The organism is Lysobacter sp. S4-A87 (assembly GCF_022637455.1).
Taxonomy (GTDB): domain Bacteria; phylum Pseudomonadota; class Gammaproteobacteria; order Xanthomonadales; family Xanthomonadaceae; genus Lysobacter_J.
The window spans coordinates 2,667,924-2,685,638 of sequence record NZ_CP093341.1 but is presented as its reverse complement, the minus strand read 5'-3'; the positions used below and the strand labels follow the sequence as shown (position 1 = coordinate 2,685,638).

General features: G+C 68.9%; 13 protein-coding genes. 2 read left to right on the top strand and 11 right to left on the bottom strand.

The window, feature by feature from the left end; all coding sequences use genetic code 11:
* Window positions 1–80 precede the first annotated feature (80 nt).
* The 5 genes from ung to rhlB all read right to left on the bottom strand — a co-directional run bounded on the left by ung (window position 81) and on the right by rhlB (window position 5,252).
* Complete coding sequence (ung, locus tag MNR01_RS12015; protein WP_241918024.1) at window positions 81–800, bottom strand: uracil-DNA glycosylase; 720 nt, start codon at window positions 798–800, stop codon at window positions 81–83.
* Window positions 797–1,639, bottom strand: coding sequence for a response regulator (locus MNR01_RS12010; protein ID WP_241918023.1), 843 nt, complete (start codon window positions 1,637–1,639; stop codon window positions 797–799). The genes ung and MNR01_RS12010 overlap by 4 nt, the downstream gene beginning before the upstream one ends.
* Window positions 1,640–1,650: 11 nt before the next feature.
* Complete coding sequence (ftsX, locus tag MNR01_RS12005; protein WP_241920610.1) at window positions 1,651–2,565, bottom strand: permease-like cell division protein FtsX; 915 nt, start codon at window positions 2,563–2,565, stop codon at window positions 1,651–1,653.
* 74 nt (window positions 2,566–2,639) lie between these two features.
* The gene (gene ftsE / locus MNR01_RS12000; protein WP_241918022.1) at window positions 2,640–3,326 is read right to left on the bottom strand and encodes a cell division ATP-binding protein FtsE; all 687 of its coding nucleotides are present in this window, start codon (window positions 3,324–3,326) and stop codon (window positions 2,640–2,642) included.
* 189 nt (window positions 3,327–3,515) lie between these two features.
* On the bottom strand, window positions 3,516–5,252 hold the full coding sequence (rhlB, locus tag MNR01_RS11995; RefSeq protein ID WP_241918021.1) for an ATP-dependent RNA helicase RhlB: 1,737 nt from the start codon (window positions 5,250–5,252) through the stop codon (window positions 3,516–3,518).
* Between the two features lie 287 nt (window positions 5,253–5,539).
* Between rhlB and trxA the strand changes: the two genes are divergently transcribed.
* A complete protein-coding gene (gene trxA / locus MNR01_RS11990) occupies window positions 5,540–5,866 on the top strand; it encodes a thioredoxin TrxA (protein WP_200607627.1) in 327 nt (108 codons plus the stop codon).
* A gap of 302 nt (window positions 5,867–6,168) precedes the next feature.
* On the top strand, window positions 6,169–7,887 hold the full coding sequence (rho, locus tag MNR01_RS11985; RefSeq protein WP_241920609.1) for a transcription termination factor Rho: 1,719 nt from the start codon (window positions 6,169–6,171) through the stop codon (window positions 7,885–7,887).
* A 72-nt stretch (window positions 7,888–7,959) separates the two neighbouring features.
* Here the strand turns inward: rho and MNR01_RS11980 are convergent, their stop codons facing one another.
* From MNR01_RS11980 to MNR01_RS11955, 6 genes are all read right to left on the bottom strand, one after another.
* A complete protein-coding gene (locus tag MNR01_RS11980) occupies window positions 7,960–8,187 on the bottom strand; it encodes a hypothetical protein (RefSeq protein ID WP_241918020.1) in 228 nt (75 codons plus the stop codon).
* 295 nt (window positions 8,188–8,482) lie between these two features.
* Entirely contained in the window at window positions 8,483–10,900 is a 2,418-nt protein-coding gene (locus MNR01_RS11975) for a winged helix-turn-helix domain-containing protein (protein WP_241918019.1), read from the bottom strand.
* A 101-nt stretch (window positions 10,901–11,001) separates the two neighbouring features.
* The gene (locus MNR01_RS11970) at window positions 11,002–11,415 is read right to left on the bottom strand and encodes a hypothetical protein (protein ID WP_241918018.1); all 414 of its coding nucleotides are present in this window, start codon (window positions 11,413–11,415) and stop codon (window positions 11,002–11,004) included.
* A complete protein-coding gene (locus MNR01_RS11965) occupies window positions 11,416–13,188 on the bottom strand; it encodes a S8 family peptidase (RefSeq protein WP_345779008.1) in 1,773 nt (590 codons plus the stop codon).
* Window positions 13,189–13,219: 31 nt separating this feature from the next.
* Entirely contained in the window at window positions 13,220–16,531 is a 3,312-nt protein-coding gene (locus tag MNR01_RS11960; RefSeq protein WP_241918017.1) for a YadA-like family protein, read from the bottom strand.
* 189 nt (window positions 16,532–16,720) lie between these two features.
* Entirely contained in the window at window positions 16,721–17,566 is an 846-nt protein-coding gene (locus tag MNR01_RS11955; RefSeq protein WP_241918016.1) for an energy transducer TonB, read from the bottom strand.
* Between the last annotated feature and the right edge of the window lie 149 nt (window positions 17,567–17,715).

Sequence of the window (17,715 nt, the reverse complement as noted above, 5' to 3'; positions counted from 1 at the left end):
TAAAGGCCCTGGAAGTTCCGCACTGTTGCAGCAGCGCAACAATGGAACCGTTCAGCTTCGGGATCGTGCCGCAGGCGGAGTCAGACAGCCAGCTGGGCCCGGGGCGGAAGGGACCAATCGATTCCACCCTGCCCGCGCCGCTGCAGGTACTCGTTTGCGGCCGAGAAATGGCCGCAGCCAAGGAACCCGCGGTGGGCCGACAGCGGCGAGGGGTGCGGGGCCTTGAGCACCCGGTGCCGGCGCGAATCGATGACCTTGCCCTTGGCCTGGGCGTAGCTGCCCCAGAGCAGGAACACCAGGCCCTCGCGCTCGCGGTTGAGGGTGTCGACGACGTGGTCGGTGAAACCTTCCCAGCCCTTGCCCTGGTGGGCGCCGGCCCGGCCTTCCTCGACGGTCAGCACGGCATTGAGCAGCAGCACGCCGCGCCGCGCCCAGGGCAGCAGGCAACCGTGGTCGGGCCTGGGGAGGCCGAGGTCGCGCTCGATCTCCTTGTAGATGTTGAGCAGCGACGGTGGCACCGGCACGCCGGGCAGCACCGAGAAGCAAAGCCCATGGGCCTGGCCGTGGCCGTGGTACGGGTCCTGGCCGAGGATGACGACCTTGGCCGAATCAAACGGAGTCGCGTCGAAGGCGGCGAAGATGCTCGGGCCGGGCGGATAGACGTTGACGCCGGCGGCCTTGCGCTCGCGCAGGAAGCCCGAGAGCGCCTGCATGTCGGGGCGCTGCAGGTAGTCGCCTACCCGCGCCTTCCAGGACGGTTCGAGACTGACGCGATCTGCGCGGTCGCCGCCGTCGTTCATGCGTCCAGTGCCGCCTGCTCCGGCAGGCGCGACAGGCGCAGCTGGAACAGCGTCTTGGTGATCAGCAGGCGTTCTTCGATCGGCTTGAGCACCAGATCGTTGGCGCCGGCGCGCAGCAGCGCGCTCTGGTTGTGGGCGTTGGCATCGCCGGTCATCACCAGCACCGGCAGGCGGCGCTTGCCGTGGCCAAAGTCCTGGCGCAGGCGCTCGAGCAGGTCGTTGCCGCTGAGTGCGCCCTTCAGGTAGACGTCGGTCAGCACCAGGTCGGCGCCGATGTCGTCCTGGCCGCGACGCGTCTCGAGAAACTCCAGCGCTTCCTCGACACCGATGAAATGCAGCACGCTCAGGCCGGCGCGCTCGAGCATGCGCTTGGTCGCCAGCGCGACGACCTTGCTGTCCTCGACGTAAAGCACGCGCGCGCCCACGATCGGCTGCGGTTGCACATAGCCGCGGATGAAAGCCGCCAGCGCAGTGTGGCCCAGGCCCTTGTCGAAGTAGTCGGTCACATCCTCGGTGAAGCTGCGCGATTCCAGGTGCGACTGCGCATCGCCGGAGACGACGATGATCGGCACGTAGGCCTGGCCGGCCGACTCGCGCACCACGCGGGCCAGTGAGATTCCGTCGCCGTCGGGCAGCACCAGCGAGGTGGTGACCAGGTCGACCGCACCCTCGGCCAGTGCAGCGCGCGCCTCGGCGATGCCGGCGCAGGGCACGACCACCGCGTCGGCGAGTTCGCGCGTGAGCACGTCGCCGATGAGCTTGCGCACCAGCTTGGAACCGTCCACGACCATGATCCGCGGCGCGGTGCTGGCAAGGTGGCGAAGATCGTGGGAGGTCATGCGTTCACTGCTTACGAGATGGGCCGGGTCTGGCGCAGGTAATGACCGGTAACGAGACCGGCGCCGATCCAGCCGAGCAGGCCGGACCCGAAAACGATGGCCGCGGCCTGGCGCAGGTCGAAACCGCGCAGGGTGAAGCTGCTGCCATAACTGCGGGCGAGGTCGGCCAGCGGGTCGCGCAGCGCCTGGTCGGCGGCCGTCAACAGCGCCAGCGCGATCGCGCCTGCGACCAGGCCGTAGCTCAGGCCCAGATAAAGGAAGGGCCGGCGAATGAAGCCGTCGGTCGCGCCGAGCTGCTGCAGCACGGCGATTTCCTCGCGGCGCGCCTGGATGTCCAGGCGCACCGTATTGCCTACCACCAGCAGCGCGCCCAGGCCGAGCAGGACTGCCAGCACCCAGGCCAGGCGGACGCCGAAGCGCAGCCAGCTGTCCAGGCGCTGGCGCCAGCCGGCGTCGTGCTGGACGACGTCGACATCGGGCAGGTTGGCCAGCGATGCCGCGAGCATGGCCTCGTCGCCCTTTGGACTGACGATCAACACGCTCGGCAATGGATTGCCCTCGCCTCCATCCGACGTGACTGCGGCAATGGCTTCACCCAGGCCGCTGTGCTCGCGCAGTTCCTGCATGCCCTGTTCGGGTGTGCGCAGTTCCAGCGCGGCGACGTCGGCACGGCCGCGCAGCTCGTCGGCGAGCGCGCGGGCACGGTCGAGGGCAACCGCCGGCTTGAGGAAGAGGCTGATCTGGCGCGCCTGCTGGACCGAACCGGTGAAGCGCTCGATGTTGCCCAGTGCCGCCCACAGGCCCAGCGGCAGGGTGATCGCCACCGCCATCACGCCGATGGTCAGCGCGGTCGCCCAGGGCTTGTGGAACATGCGGCCGAGGCTGGCGACCAGACTGTAGAGGTGGTGGTCGAACCAGGTGCCCAGGCGCGAGCGCGGCGCCTGCGGACGCGTCTTCGCGGCAGGGGCCTGGGGCTTGGTCGCTTCCTGCGAGGACGCGCTCACTGGGCCAGGTCCTCCGGCGAGATGTCGTCGACCAGGCGGCCCTGGTTGAGCACGAGCACGCGCTTTTTCATGCGCTTGACCAGCGCCAGGTCGTGGCTGGCGACCAGCACGCTGGTGCCGCGCTCGGGCAGCGACTCGAACAGCGCCATGATTTCGGCCGACAAAGTGGGATCGAGATTGCCGGTGGGTTCGTCCGCCACCAGCAGGCGCGGTTCGCCAACGATGGCACGGGCGATGCCGACGCGTTGCTGTTCGCCGGCCGACAGTTGCGTCGGCAGGGCTTCGGCACGCGCACCCAGGCCGACCTTGTCGAGCACGCTGCGCACGCGCTTGCCGATGTCGCCACGGCGCAGGCCACGCAGGATCAGCGGCAGGGCGACGTTGTCGGCGACGCTGCGGTCGGCGAGCAGGCGGTGGTCCTGGAAGACCACGCCGACGTCGCGACGGTGCAGGGCGATGCGGCGGCCGCGCACCTTGAGCAGGTTGCGGTCACCGAACAGCACGGCGCCGCGGCTGGGCCGTTCGGAAAGATGGATGAGTTTGAGCAGGGTGCTCTTGCCGGCACCGGAATGGCCGGTCACGAACAGCATCTCGCCCGGCGCCACTTCAAAGCTGACTTCGCTCAGCGCGTCGTGGCCGCCGCTGTATCGCTTGCTGACATTGTCGAAGCGCAGGACGCTCATCGCTCACCGGTGCTTGCTCGTGCCGCCAAGTATCGGTGGCGCGGGCGAGGAAGGCCAGCGGCGGGAACTGGCACGGCATGAAATCCGCGACGGTGATCGGAGTTGCGCGCCCTTCTTCCGCCCCTGCCCTCACCCCAACCCCTCTCCCGCCAGCGGGAGAGGGGCTCAGGACCGAGAGGGCTTCAGGCGTCAGTGCTGACTGCGCGGCGCGCGGGTGATCAGCGACTTCAGGCTGCGGCCGATGCGGTTGAGCAGGCCGGTCTTCTCGCCCGACGCGGCGGCCTTCGGCGGCTTCTGCGCATGCACCTGCTGGGTTCCCTTGCTCTGCGGCGCGGCGGCCGATGCGGCTGTGGCTTCACCGTTGCCCTCGACGCGCTTGCCGCCGCGACGGCGACGGCGCTTGCGCGGCGCGCGCTCGGCATCGGCCAGGCCCGGCGTGGGCGCGGTGACCGCGGCGACGACCGGCGCAGCCACGACCGATGCACCGGCCTCGGCGACGGCTGCGGCCGCGCGCGGCTTGCGCTCGCCACGCGGCGCTCCGCCTTCACGACGCTCGCCCGGGCGACCATCGCTGCGACCGCCACTGCTGCGACGCGGGCCACCGGCACTGCTGCCGCTGCGACCCTTGCCACCGCCACGACGCTCCTCGTCGGCTGCACGCTGTTCGCGCGCTTCCTTGAAGATCGCGCCAATGCTTTCTTCTTCTTCGCCCGGCTCGCCGGCCGGCACTTCGCGCGGCGTGCGCGGCAGCGCGACCAGCAGGTCGGGCTCGACCGCCACTACCGGCAGCTTCTGCTCGATGTAGGCCTCGATGTCCGGCAGCGACATCGCATAGCGCTCGCAGGCGAAGCTGATCGCGTCGCCCTCGGCGCCCAGACGGGCGGTACGGCCGATGCGGTGGACATAGTCCTCGGCATCGAACGGCAGATCGTAGTTGTAGACGTGCGAAACGCCGTCGATATGCAGGCCGCGCGCAGCCACGTCGGTGGCGACGAGGATCTCGAGCTGGCCCTTCTGGAACTTGTTGAGCAGCGATTCGCGCTTCTTCTGCGGCACGTCGCCCGACAGCACGCCGACGCGGTAGCCGCCGCGCTCGAGCGCACGCGCAACGCGTTCGACGAACGCCTTGGTGTTGACGAACACCATCGTGCGCGCACCTTCGCTGCGCGAGAGCAGGCCCAGCAACAGCGGGATCTTCTCTTCGTCGGCCGGGAAGTAAACCTTCTGGCGGACCTTGGCTGCAGTAATGAACTCGGTCTCGACGACCACCTTCTCAGGCTCGTTCATGTGCTCGTACGCCAGCTCCAGCACGCGGTGGCTGAGCGTGGCCGAGAACAGCAGCGTCTGCCGCTCGGTGCGGATCGGCATGCGGCGCAGCAGGAAACGGATGTCCTTGATGAAGCCCAGGTCGAACATGCGGTCGGCTTCGTCGAGCACGCAGACTTCGCAGGCATGGAGCGAAACGACCTTGTGCTGCTTGACGTAGTCGATCAGGCGGCCGGGCGTGGCGATGATGACGTCGGCGCCCTTCTGCAGCAGCTCGCGCTGCTTGTCGTAGTCGACGCCGCCGTAGACCAGGGCGAACTTCAGGCCCAGGTCGCTGCCGAACTTGACCGCGTCCTTGTGGATCTGGATCGCCAGTTCGCGCGTCGGCGCCAGGATCAGCGCGCGCGGGTCCTCGGGCTTGCGCTCGGCCAGCGCCGGACGCGTCAGCAGGCGGTTGATCACCGCGACCAGGAACGCCAGCGTCTTGCCGGTGCCGGTCTGGGCCTGGCCGGCGACGTCACGTCCGGTCAGTGCGATCGGCAGCGTCAGTGCCTGGATCGGGGTGCAGCGAGTGAATCCTGCGGCCTCGAGTCCGGCCAACAGGCTCGGATGCAGGTCGTAGGTCGAGAAAGAAATATCGGTTAGGGGCTTGTCGCTCATCAGCTTCAGTCTGTCCGCGCGGACCGTGCTATCTGCGGTATGCAGTTTTGCACCGGTGCGCTTGCGTGGGTGGCGTCCGCATCGCAGACTGCCGGGGCCGGTCCCAGAGAGGGTCATGCCTCATCGGGCCGGCTCGGTTCGGGTGTCGGCGGCGGGCTTGAAGTCGCCGCGAAACGCCCCAGTTTACCGTAACGCCCGATCCGGCACCGCCGGTCCCGGGCCGGCCCTAGCCGGGCCGGCGGCCCGTGCCGCCCCCCGGCTGACGTTCCAACCCGCAGGAGAACCCCGTGAGCGAGAAAATTTTGCACGTCGGCGATGCCGATTTCGATGCCGCCGTGCTGCAGTCGTCCGAGCCGGTCCTGGTGGACTTCTGGGCGGAATGGTGCGGCCCGTGCAAGATGATCGCCCCGGCCCTGGACGAGCTGGCCGCCGCCTACGAGGGCAAGGTCAAGATCGCCAAGGTCAATGTCGACCACAACCGCAACACGGCCATGAAGTACCACGTGCGCTCGATCCCGATGCTGCTGCTGTTCAAGAACGGCCAGGTCCAGGCCACCCAGATCGGCGCCGTGGGCAAGGCCCAGCTGAGCCAGATGATCGACAAGGCGCTCTGAGGCCGGGCCCCGGCCCGCCCACGAGCCCCTCCGCTGCGCCCGCCCGCGGGCGCAGCTCCGCCGGCCTCTCCGGCGATGTGAACGCCCCCTGTCCAGACGCTTGCCGCCACGCTTTGGCAGTGCTAGTTTCGTCTCACCCGGCGTTTCCGCAGACCTGTCGCGTGACCAGTCGCGGCGCCGCACCCCCTCTGATAACCCATCGTCCCTGACGTCCCGCTCGCCGTCTGCGAGCGCTCGCCTTAGCGAGGAATCCCTGCTTGTCCGATAACACCCCCGACGCTGGCGACACCGCCGAAAAGCGCGTGCGCAAGCCGCGTGTGAGCAAGGCCGCCGACAACGCCGCCGCCGCACAGACCCCATCCGAAAGCGCTCCGGCGCCGCGTGCGGAAGCTCCGCCGCCGGCCGCCCCCGCTCCCAGCGCGCCTGCACCGGCTGCCGCTCCCACTGAATCGCGTGCCGACGGCGCTCCCGCCCAGCAGGGCGGCGAAGGCGGCCAGGGCCAGCGTGGCCAGGGCGGCCAGAACCAGGGCCAGAACCAGGGCCAGGGCCAGAACCGGCACCAGGGCCAGCAGGGCCAGGGCGGCCAGGGCCAGCAGGGCCAGGGCGGCGACGAAGGCGGCCGCAACAACCGCCGCGACCGCTTCCGCAACCGCCGTGACCGCCAGCGCGACCGCTTCCAGGGTGGCATGGAAGACGACGGTGGCAACGGCGAGCAGTTCGTGCCGCGCCCGCACCCGCAGGTTCCCGAGGGTTTCCCGCAGTACTCGCTGGGCGACCTCAAGCGGATGCCGGCGAACAAGCTGCTCGACCTCGCCGACACCCTGCAGATCCAGGAAGGTGTCGCCCGTGCCCGCAAGCAGGACGTCATCTTCGCCCTGCTCAAGGTCCTGACCCGCCATGGCGAGGGCGTCGCCGCCGACGGCGTGCTGGAAATCCTGCCCGACGGCTTCGGCTTCCTGCGCTCGCATGAAGCCAGCTACCTGGCCGGTCCGGACGACACTTACATCTCGCCCAGCCAGATCCGCCGCTTCAACCTGCGCACCGGTGACCACCTGTCGGGCCGCATCCGCTGGCCGAAGGACGGCGAGCGCTACTTCGCCCTGGCCGTGGTCGACACGATCAACGGCGAGCCGCTGGAAGCGAGCAAGAACAAGGTCCTGTTCGAGAACCTGACGCCGCTGTTCCCGCGTCGCAAGTTCCGCCTCGAGCGCGGCGACGGTTCGACCGAGGACATCACCGGCCGCATCCTCGACCTGATGGCGCCGCAGGGCAAAGGCCAGCGCGCCCTGATCGTCTCGCCGCCCAAGGCCGGCAAGACGATGATGATGCAGCAGGTGGCCACGGCCATCACGCACAACCACCCGGACGTGCACCTGATCGTGCTGCTGGTGGACGAGCGTCCGGAAGAAGTGACCGAGATGCAGCGCACCGTGCGCGGCGAAGTCGTCTCCTCGACCTTCGACGAGCCGGCCGCGCGCCACGTGCAGGTCGCCGAAATGGTGATCGAGCGCGCCAAGCGCCTGGTCGAGCACAAGAAGGACGTGGTCATCCTGCTCGACTCGATCACCCGCCTGGCCCGTGCCTACAACAACGTCGTGCCGTCGTCGGGCAAGGTCCTGACCGGTGGTGTCGACGCCAACGCGTTGCACCGCCCGAAGCGTTTCTTCGGCGCCGCGCGCAACGTCGAAGAGGGCGGCTCGCTGACCATTATTGCCACTGCGCTGGTCGACACCGGCAGCAAGATGGACGAGGTGATCTACGAAGAGTTCAAGGGCACCGGCAACTCGGAAGTGCACCTCAACCGCCGCATCGCCGAGAAGCGCGTCTACCCGGCCATCGACATCAATCGCTCCGGCACCCGCCGCGAGGACCTGCTGATCGAACCGGAACTGCTGCAGAAGATCTGGATCCTGCGCAAGCTGCTGCACGGCATGGACGAGATCGGCGCGATGGAGTTCCTGCTCGACAAGATGAAGACGACCAAGTCGAACGACGAGTTCTTCAGTTCGATGAAGCGCTGAGTCTTGCGACAGTCGTGACGAGAACGCCCCGCAATGCGGGGCGTTTTCTTTTGGCAGCCCGCTGCGCCGAAGTCAGCGCGAGACGGGCCGGACGCTCGGCCTCCTCTCCTTGGCGAATGTCCGGTAGAGCGACGACGCCCTTCGATCGATGATCGTGTAGTCGACCGGACCGTACTTGGGAAAGTCCTTCAGGATCTGTCCGGCGGCCTTGCCATCACCCAGGATGTAGGCAACACGAAGAAAAGCGGCAGCTTCGATGTAGTTCTTGAAACCCGGATGATTGCGATAGATCGCGGACACTCCGTAGTAGGCATAGAGACTTCCGTGACGCCTGGAGCTGCAGAAGCTCGGTTGGCGTTGGATAGCCATTGCGGCGGAGCCACCTGGCCTCTTCGATATCCGTCGCCGGCGTGCCTTCGACCGCGACGTATGGAGTTTCGGCATCGGGAACGCGCTTGGGTGCACCCTGGTCGCATCCTGCTGACGATGCGGGGCGTTCTTGAAGGCTTGCATGGTGGTTCAACTAGAAGGCCGCAGTCGAGCAGCCCGCTCGATGGCAGAACTCGTCTGCTTGGGGGTCGGAAGCCGACATACGCTACAGCAGCGGCTCCGCCATCAGCGGCCTCTGTCCACGCAGGGCTTCGGCGCGGGCCAGTGATCGCTTCGCCATGGCCGGGTTGCCGCTGCGCTGGTACAGCGTCCAGGCCAGCCATGCCACGCGATAGTCGACCGACGCATACGGGTCCAGCTCACCCAGCACCGCCGTGGCTTCCTGCAGTTGTCCGTCGTCGATCAGCAACAGCGCGCGGATGACGGACATGCGCAGGCGGTCGTCCGGGCTGCCATCGCGGCCGGCCAGCAGGGCCGCGCTGGTGGCCGCGGCAAGTGCTGCACGGCGATCACCGAAGCGGCGCTCGACAACGGCCGTGGCGAACATTGCCGTCAGTGCGCTCTCGTCGGAATTCGACGAGGGTTCCGGCGTGATCAGGGCGCGCCAGCCGCGGGCGTCGGTCGCGTTGCCGGCGGCCTGCACGGCCGTCACCACCACGCCGTCGTCGGTCGGAGGAGACGCCGGTCGCACCCGCGCCGCCAACGCCGCCGCCTGAGCGCGATCGCCGCGTGCGATCGCCAGCCGCATCTTCAAACCGGACAGCGTGCCGTCGGTGTCGTCCACCGGGTCGTCGGGCAAGGCTTGAAGTTCACGCTGCGCCCCGTCGAGCAACCCGTTCGCGATCAGTACGCCAACCTGGGTGATCGCCAATGCGCTGCGCAGCGTCGGGTCCTCGATCGATCCGGACAGGGGCCGCGTCCGCTCCAGGGTTTGCAGGGCCTGGGCCGGCTGCACCATCGCCAGCTGTGCCGATGCTTTCGCCTGCAGCGTCGCAGCGAGGTAGTCGAGCACCTGGTAGCGCTCGAATACTGCGATGGAACTGTCGAACTCCTGCACGGCCTGCGGCAGATGGCCGCGTATGGCCTCGAGCCTTCCGAGGTTGGAGCCCACCATCGCCGCCGACACGGTATCGCCGTTCTGCTGCATGGCCACGCGCGCCAGGCCGAGGTCGCTGACCGCGCCGTCGAGATCGTTGCGACGGATCCGGGCCACGCCGCGGCCGTTGTACGCGTTGCCCAGCAAGACCGGATCCTCCGCGCCGCCCGCTGGAGCCCGCAGCAGCGACAGAGCTTGTGCGTAGCGTGCTTCGGCATCTTCGAAACGCCGTTGCCGCAGGGCAACCGCGCCGAGCCCCATCAGACCCTTTGCGCGCGTAGCGGCGTCGGCCGTGGCGGTGTCGCCAGCCATCGCGCGGTCGAACAGTTGTTGCGCCTCGTCGATGCGGCCGGCCCGATACTCAAGCTGGCCTTCGCGAACCAGCATGCGCGGGTCGCTGCGTTGCGCCACAGGGGCGCGGACGATCTGCTCGCGCGCGGCGTCGAGTTGGCCGGCGTCGAGTTCGGCATCAACGCGCTGGAGTCGTTCGACCAGCGGCGTCGGGCCTGCCAGCGCCGACGGCGCGCGACCGATCCGGCGCATCCACGCGTCGCTGGCGACGGCCATGGCCTGCAGGGGTGTGTCGCCCTGTGCGTCCACGCGCACTTCCGAACGACGGTCGAGCGCACGCAACTGCACGCGCCAGCGATCACGATCGCGCTGCGCATGCGGAACCAGCAGCCAGTGCGCACCGCTCTCGGCCAGCACCTGCTGGAGTTGCGCGTCGCTGGGCATGGCCGTGCCGGCGTTGACGTCCTTGCCCATGGCTGCGTTCAGATGCAGCGTCTGTTCGCTCGGCGTCACCTTCAGCTCGCTGGCGCGCAGGCGCCCGGCGACGTACTCCATGGCGCCCAGGCGCACCCAGGTGAACTCCGGGTCGGGCGGTTCGATGCTGACCGGCAGCACGATCACGCCGTTTGCCACCGCAGCGGGCGGCGCAGTTTGCGTGCCCGATCGATTTTCTCGCAGCCACCATGCCCCGGCGATCAACACGATCACGAGCAGCCCGGCCGCCAGCAGCCGCGGCCAGGGCCTGCGTGCGCCAGCGGCAACACCGGGTGACGACTGCGCGTCAGTGCGGTCCGGTGCTGGCGCCGGCGACGGCTCGGGAACTGGCGTGGAGACCGGCGACTGCCCGGCAGCTTCGGTCAGGGGTGTCGCTTCGGGGGCGGCTGCCGTCCGTGCATTCGATTCTTCCGCACGCGCTTCCACCACCTCGACCGGCGCCACCCAGCGATAGCCGAAGTTCTGCACCGTGCGCACGATGGTCTGGCGGTCGCCGGCGTCGTCCAGCGCCTTGCGGGCGCGACGCATTGTCTGCGCCACCACCGTGTCGCTGACCTCGGTGCGCCCCCAGACGGCGGAAATGAGTTCGTCGCGGCCGACCGCGCGTTCGCGGTGGGCCACCAGGTAAGCGAGGCACTCGAGTGACTTGAGCGGCACGGGACGGCGCTCGCCCGAACACCAGAGTTCGCGCGATGCCGGGTCGAGCTCGAACTCGCCGAACCTGTAGCGGATAAAACGCATTCACCCGGCCTGCATTGGCACCGTGTACGTCCCTGCATCCTACGATAGCGGGCGCACTGCCGGACCGGGCCCGGCTCACATCCGGCTCCATTCGCGCCGAGTCAATCGACGCGGATCATGTACTCGAAACGCAGCGGCGGCTCCACCGACAGATCGTGACGGCAGTCGAAACCCAGGTGGCCCAGTCCGCCACTGGCGGCGCGGAAGATCCACGCATGGCTGAGGACGGCCCGGGCCGGTTCCTGCTCGATGCTGAGCACCCGGGAAGCCGGGTCCTGGATCCAGCACCGGTAGCCCGATGCCGAGGTCGCCGGCAGGTTCACCGCCAGCCACTGGCCGGGCCGCAGCCGGACCTCACGTCCGGCGTCGGCGATCTGCAGCTGGACGATCCCGTGATCGGGCATCGAGGCGGGTGCGGGCGTCGGGTCTGCCAGACCCGACGCCACGTACCAGCTGACGAAGCCGGTGACACTCGCCCCCAGGACGACACAGGCAAAGGCGAGCTTCCGCGACAATCAGTTCACCTTCACCAGCATGCGCGCGCCGCTGACGTCCTTGGTCGCCGACAGGGCAAGGTAGTAGTGGCCCGATGCCGGGGCTGCCACCGTGATCACCTGGTTGATGCCCGGACGGACCGAGCTGCCGACGTTCTGGTTGGGCAGCGGATCGGCTTCATAGCCGAGCAGCAACTGCAGCTCGCCGCGACCGCCGTAGGTGGTGATTTCGATCTTCGTCGCACCTTCCGGCACGTTGATCGTGTACAGCTCGCGGGCGCCGGTTGCCATCGGCGGCAGCACCATCGCCACGCCCGGAGTGGTGGGCAGGCCGTCGATGGGCTGGCCGAAGGTGCGGGCACGTTCGACTGCCGCCGCGGCATCGAGCAGGCCGACGCCGTTGACCTGCGTCTGCTTGACCGGGAACGGGCGCGAGGTCGCCTTGAGCAGGCCTTCGACCTGCGACGGCGTGAGCGGCTGCGGTGCCACGCTCTGCATCAGCGCGACCACGCCGGCCACGTGCGGGGTGGCCATCGAGGTGCCGGTCATGCCCGCCATCTGATCGGCGCCCAGCGTGGTGGCGCCGGCGTTGTGGGTCGACCAGATGTAGCCGGCCGGATTGCCTTCCACGCCCGCGCCGCCCGGCGCTGCCAGGTCGACGCCCGCGCCGTAGTTGGAGTAGCTGGCGCGCTGGCCGGACGCACCGGTTGCGCCGACGGTGACGATGTTGGCGCAGCTGGCCGGTGCGTGGCCGGCGACCGGCGAGTTGTCGTTGCCGGCGGCAACCACGATCGTGGCGCCGAGCGATACCGCCTTGTTGATCGCCGCCTGCGTGTCGGCTTCGCACTCGTGCGTGCCGCCCAGGCTCATGTTGATGACTTCAGCCGGGTTGGTGTTGTCGGGCACACCTTCGATGTGGCCGCCGGCCGCCCAGACGATCGCGTCGTTGATGTCGGAGGTGTAGCCGCCGCAGCGGCCGAGCACGCGCACCGGCACGACCTTGGCGTTGTAGGCGATGCCAGCGCCGCCGGCGCCGTTGTTGGTGACCTCGGCGATCGTTCCCGACACGTGCGTGCCGTGCCAGCTGCTGTTGCTGGACGGGGAACCGGCGCCGCAGTCGTTCGCGGCCGAGTAGTCACCGGTGTCCCAGCCGCCCGGCACGCGGCCATCGGTGGCGCGGCGCGAGATGAACGAGGCGGTGATGAAGTCGTAGCCCGGCAGCAGGTTCGGGGCGAGGTCGGCATGCGCGGTGGCGCCGGTGTCGATCACCGCCACCACCACGCCGGCGCCGGTGGCGCCCGCTTCCCATGCCGTGGTGACGCGCGCGCCACCGGCACCGGTGCCGTAGTGCCACATCTGGGCGCTGCTCAACGCCGGATCATTCGGCAGTGCGGTCGCATGCATCATCCGGTCGACTCCGACGTACTCGACGTTGGGGTCGGCGGCAATCTGGCGCATCACGGCCTCCGCCTGCTGGCGGTCGAGGTGGCGGTTGGCGGCGACAACGTGCTTGCCTGCGTAGGTAGCCCGCAGGGTGCGCAGCGTGACCGCCTGCGAACCGTTGGTGGCAATGGCGGCACCGGCCGCGCGCGAGGCGCGGACGGTGGCGGCATCCAGCGCTGCCTGGCGGGCGCTGGCCTGTTGCGTCGGCGCGGTGCCGGCGCGGTACTTCACGATGAAGCGCGGTGCCAGCGTGGTGGCGTCGTCGAGTGCGGTCAGGTCGACCTGGCCGGCGAACACGGGAGTGCAGAGGCCGGCGAGCACGACGCTCAGCAAAGTGCGTTGCATTTTCATGTGTGGATTTCCTGGAGTGTTCGCTGGAGTGTTAGAGGTCGATGCCGAAGCCGATGCCGGCCGAGCTGTCGTCGCTGCTGAAGGCACCGCCGATGCTCATCGAGGCACGGTCGCCAAGGGCCTTGGAGTAGCCCACCGACAGCGCGCTCTCGCCGTTCTGCCAGCCGGCACCGACCGCGACGCGGCCGCGCGGGCTGCGGCTGTTGGCCGCATTGATCGCCATGTTCATCATTGCGCTGCTCATCGCGCCCTGACGGTCGATACGCTCGTCCTGCTTGGTCAGGCGGTAGCCCAGGTCGTTGCGCAGTTCGTCGAAGCTGTCGTTCCAGGCATCGAGCTTGCTGTCGGTGTAGGCGTTGGCGCGGGTCAGCGTCTGCGTGGCGGTGGTGTCGGTGTAGGCGTTGGCCGTGGCCACGGCCTGCTCGTCGCCGGCCTGCATCTGCTGCACGTTGGCGGCGTCCGTCGCGTTGACGCCTGCGGCGACGTTGGTCACCTTGCGTTCGGCGCCGACGCTGCCCACCGAGACGGTGTTGGCTTCGTTCGCCACCGAGCCGCGGCCGATCGCCACTGCGTCGTCTGCGGTGACCGAGGCGCCCTGGCCGATCGCAGTGCCACCGGCGTTGCTGACATTGGCATCGGCGCCGACCGCCACGGCATTGGTTGCCGCCGCACCGATCGTGCTGTTGTTGCCAAGCGCAGTGCTGCCGTCGGCGTCGACCACCGCGCCGTTGCCGATGGCGGTGTCGCGAGCGTCTTCGGCGTGGCTCCCCGGACCAATCGCCATGCCAGCGCCGGTGCCGCCGGGAACGCCGCTGCCCGGGCTGTGTTCGAGCGAACCCAGGCGCCCGATGATGCCGGTCAACGTGCTGTCGATGGCGCCGAAGGCCGCGCCGATGGTGTTGTGGCTGCCGCCCTGGATGAGGTACGTCGGGCCGGTCATCATGCCGTCGGCGCGAAGCCCGGCACCGCCACCCAACACGGAAGCAACCGCAGACAGCTGAGCGACATTGACCGCTTCGTCGCCGCGCGTACCGGCCTTGATGTTGGCCAGGGTGGTGCCGCCAGTACCGCCAAGGGTGACGGTGTCCTTGTTTGTCGCGTCGTCGTATTTCACGGCTGCCGCCGACAGCTCGCCCACCTGGCCGCTGACGTTGCTGCTGACATCGGCGATGGCCGAATCGAGCTGGCCCTTGTTGACCGCATCGGTCGCCTCGCTGCCGGCGCGGACATTGGCGATCTGCCGTTCGGCGCCGGCGCTGCCGACCGACACGACGTTGTCGCGATCGGCGAGCGAGTTCATGCCGATGGCCACGCTGTTTGCGCCATAGACGGTGGCGCCGCTGCCCAGCGCGATGCTGCCGGCGCTTTCGACGACCGCGTAGGAACCGAGCGCGACCGAATCGTCGCCGGCGGCGTAGGCGCTGTTGCCGGTGGCAACGGCGTTCATGCCGGTGGCGAAGGCATTGGTGCCCACTGCCACGGCCGACTCGCCAGCGGCGTAGGCGTAGTTGCCCACCGCGGAGGCGTACAGACCGGTCGCCTGGCTGTTTTCGCCGTATGCCGCGCTGCCATCGGCGAGCGCCTGCGCGCCGTTGCCGGCCGCGGTCGAGCCCAGGCCCGTGGCCTGGCTGGCCGCGCCAATCGCAACCGCGCCGGTTTCGTTGGCCAGCGCGCCGGTGCCGAAGGCGATGGCGTTGCTGGTCTCGCCGCTCACGCCCGGGGAAACCGTGGCGTTCTGGCCGAAGGCGATGTTGGCGGTGCCGGTGTAGCCGTCGGCCAGTGCGAACTCGCCGATGGCGATGCTCTTGTGATAACCGGAGATGGCGCCGGTGCCCAGCGCGATGCTGTCCCAGCCGTAGGCCTGGGCGTCGGTGCCGACGGCGATGCTCTCGGCGTCCGGGGCATAGCTCTGGTTGCCGACGGCGATGCTGGAGCGACCCTGCGCCTGGGCATAGAAGCCCACTGCGGTCGAACCGGAGATCACCGCCGGATTGGTGCTGTCGTACTGGCGCGTGACGGCATGGGCTTCGCCGGGGTGCTCCGTATCGCGATCACCGGTGGACGCGCCCGGGCCGAAGGCCGAGCTGTAGTTGCCGAAGGCATAGGTACCGCCGCCGACAGCGACGGTACCCAGGCTGGCGGAGTAGGCCTTGCCGTAGGAGTTGGCCAGGTTGCCCGGACCCCGCGGCGCGGCGCCGAATGCCTGGGCCCAGTCCAGCCAGCCGCCCATGGCGGTCGAGCCGTAGCCCAGGGCGAACGACATGTAGCCCACCGCGGTGGAATAGGCGCTGTAGGACACCGAGCTGTAGCCGAACACGGTGCCCGGTCCGCGGATGGACTGGGCGCCGGCGCCGACGACGGTCGAGTTCTGGTCCGGGAAGTAGCCCGTGCCGTAGGGCGAGTACTCGTAATCGCCGCCGGTGGCGGCGCCCGAGCCGATCACCACGTTGTTGTTGCCGCGCGAACGCGCGTTGTTGCCGATGGCGATCGAGTTGACCGCCGTTTCCGGGAGCAGGCCGCCGAAGCTGCCATTGGTCGCCGTATCGACGCGATAGCCCTTGGTGCCTTCGACCGTGGCTCCGGTGCCCAATGCAATGGAGTTGTTGCCGTTGACCTGGGCGTTGTTGCCGATCGCCACCGCGCCCTGCGACGGGGTTTCGTTGATCGTCTCGACCTTGGTGACGATGTGGTTGGCATCTTCGGTGACGGTCCCGGTGCCGTTGAGCACGCGCGTCACCGCGCCGGTGCCCATCGCGATCGAGTTGCTGCCGTTGGCGGTGGCGCTGGTGCCCACGGCAATGCTGTTGCTGCTGCTGCCCGGAGCCGTGGTCGCGACCTTGGTGGTCGTGGTCTGGCGCGGCGTGCTGTAGACGGTGGTGGTCGTGGTGGTCGCGCCGGCGTGGGTGGTCGCGGCCTGGTTGCCGATGGCCACGCTGCCGGCGGTATTGCTCACCGCGCGCACGCCGATCGAGGTGCTGTTGTCGCCGATCGCCTGGGCGGCGGCGCCTACTGCGGTCGAGTTCAGGCCCTTGGCCCAGGTGATCTCGTTCGGATCGACCACGCCGTCGCCGTTGAGGTCGGACCAGGTGCCCACGGCCGTGGAGCCGGCGCCGTCGGCGGAGGTCTCATCGCCCAGCGCGGTCGCGCGGTCACCGCTGGCCTTGGCCTTCGGCCCGCAGGCGAAGGCATCGGTGCCGGTGGCGCTGTTGTTGACTGGCAGCGGATTGCCGGTGCTGTCGAACAGCTGGCAGGTAACGCCGGCGTAGACCGGCAGGGTCAGCGCCGACAGCAGCGCGGCGGTAAGGACACGCCGCTGGAGGCGGCTCTGGATCGCGGAAGGCATGGTCGGTCGGCTCACGGTGGAAAGCCGATAACCTCGCAACGCCCCATCCGCCCCGGGTGACAGGGGCCTGACATCCGCCCTCAGGCGCGTGACATCCCTGACATCGGAGTGACAACTTGTTGATTTTGGGGTGGCGCCCGACTCGATTACCCGTTCAGGCAGCCTCGCCCCGGCGACGCGACCGGAGGATCACCCGCCGATCGGTGTCAGCAGTTTCGGCCCGGTGCCGAGCGGCTGGATCGATCCGGCGGCGACCGCATCTGCGCCAAGCGACGTGTCGATGTCGCCAAGCCAGGGCGCGCGCTGACGCGGGCCAGGCACATAGGCAACCCATTGGCCGTACCGGGGAGACTTCTCGTCGGCGAGCACGAAGTCGACGGGCACGCGCACGATCCAGAACGGGGCATCGACCTCATCCCCGCGGGTCGGCGGACTGAACGTCCATGCGCCGGAGGCACGCAGTGCGGCCTTCGCCAGCATCTGGCGCCAGCGATCCATCCCGACCTCGGTGTCGATCACCTTCAGGTTCACTTGTTCGGCAACCGCGTCCTCCACGCTTCCATCCCTGCCGACCCGCACCAGGACGTAGACCGTGCCGCGGACGCCTGCGCGAGCGGCGTCCATCGGGTACTGCGGAGGTGGCAGTGACACGCTGCTGATGGCTCCCTCGACGTCGAGCTTGCCGAAATTGCCCGAGGCAATGCGCACCTCGACGCCGTCGCCATCTCCGGCACGCGTGGCGACCAGGCGGATGCTCATCGTCGTGCGCGCCCGGACTGGCTTGCCTGCCACCAGGATCGGCTCGAAATTCCAGACGCGAGTGGCCCTGTCGAGCAATTCGAAAGCCACCTTCGGCAGTTCCCCGCCGCGATCGAGGACGTAGCCGCTGACGCTGCCATCGGTCTCGATGTCGACCGTACCGGTCGCAAGCAACGTCGACTCGATCTGCTTGCGGACCGCGCCCCGACCGCCGGCAAGTGCCGCTCCGAAGCACAACGCCAACGTCAATGCCGCAATCAGTCTCGATGCCTTCATGGCGCCTTCCTTGGGTGAAGCTCAGTGGTCGGAACGGATTATCGCGATTCCGGAGCCGTTGGCGACCCCTTCCCCACGGCACCTTCCGCGCGCAATGGCGTGAAGGCATCACGGTCTGCCTGCGGGGGTCGGCACTTATACTCGAAGGC

What these genes read in the sequence shown, in the direction of transcription:
- MNR01_RS11960 (WP_241918017.1), bottom strand. Translation starts at nt 16,531, where the DNA reads ATGCCTTCCGCGATCCAGAGCCGCCTCCAGCGGCGTGTCCTTACCGCC.
- ung (WP_241918024.1), bottom strand. Translation starts at nt 800, where the DNA reads ATGAACGACGGCGGCGACCGCGCAGATCGCGTCAGTCTCGAACCGTCC.
- rhlB (WP_241918021.1), bottom strand. Translation starts at nt 5,252, where the DNA reads ATGAGCGACAAGCCCCTAACCGATATTTCTTTCTCGACCTACGACCTG.
- MNR01_RS11965 (WP_345779008.1), bottom strand. Translation starts at nt 13,188, where the DNA reads ATGAAAATGCAACGCACTTTGCTGAGCGTCGTGCTCGCCGGCCTCTGC.
- MNR01_RS11955 (WP_241918016.1), bottom strand. Translation starts at nt 17,566, where the DNA reads ATGAAGGCATCGAGACTGATTGCGGCATTGACGTTGGCGTTGTGCTTC.
- MNR01_RS11975 (WP_241918019.1), bottom strand. Translation starts at nt 10,900, where the DNA reads ATGCGTTTTATCCGCTACAGGTTCGGCGAGTTCGAGCTCGACCCGGCA.
- MNR01_RS12010 (WP_241918023.1), bottom strand. Translation starts at nt 1,639, where the DNA reads ATGACCTCCCACGATCTTCGCCACCTTGCCAGCACCGCGCCGCGGATC.
- ftsE (WP_241918022.1), bottom strand. Translation starts at nt 3,326, where the DNA reads ATGAGCGTCCTGCGCTTCGACAATGTCAGCAAGCGATACAGCGGCGGC.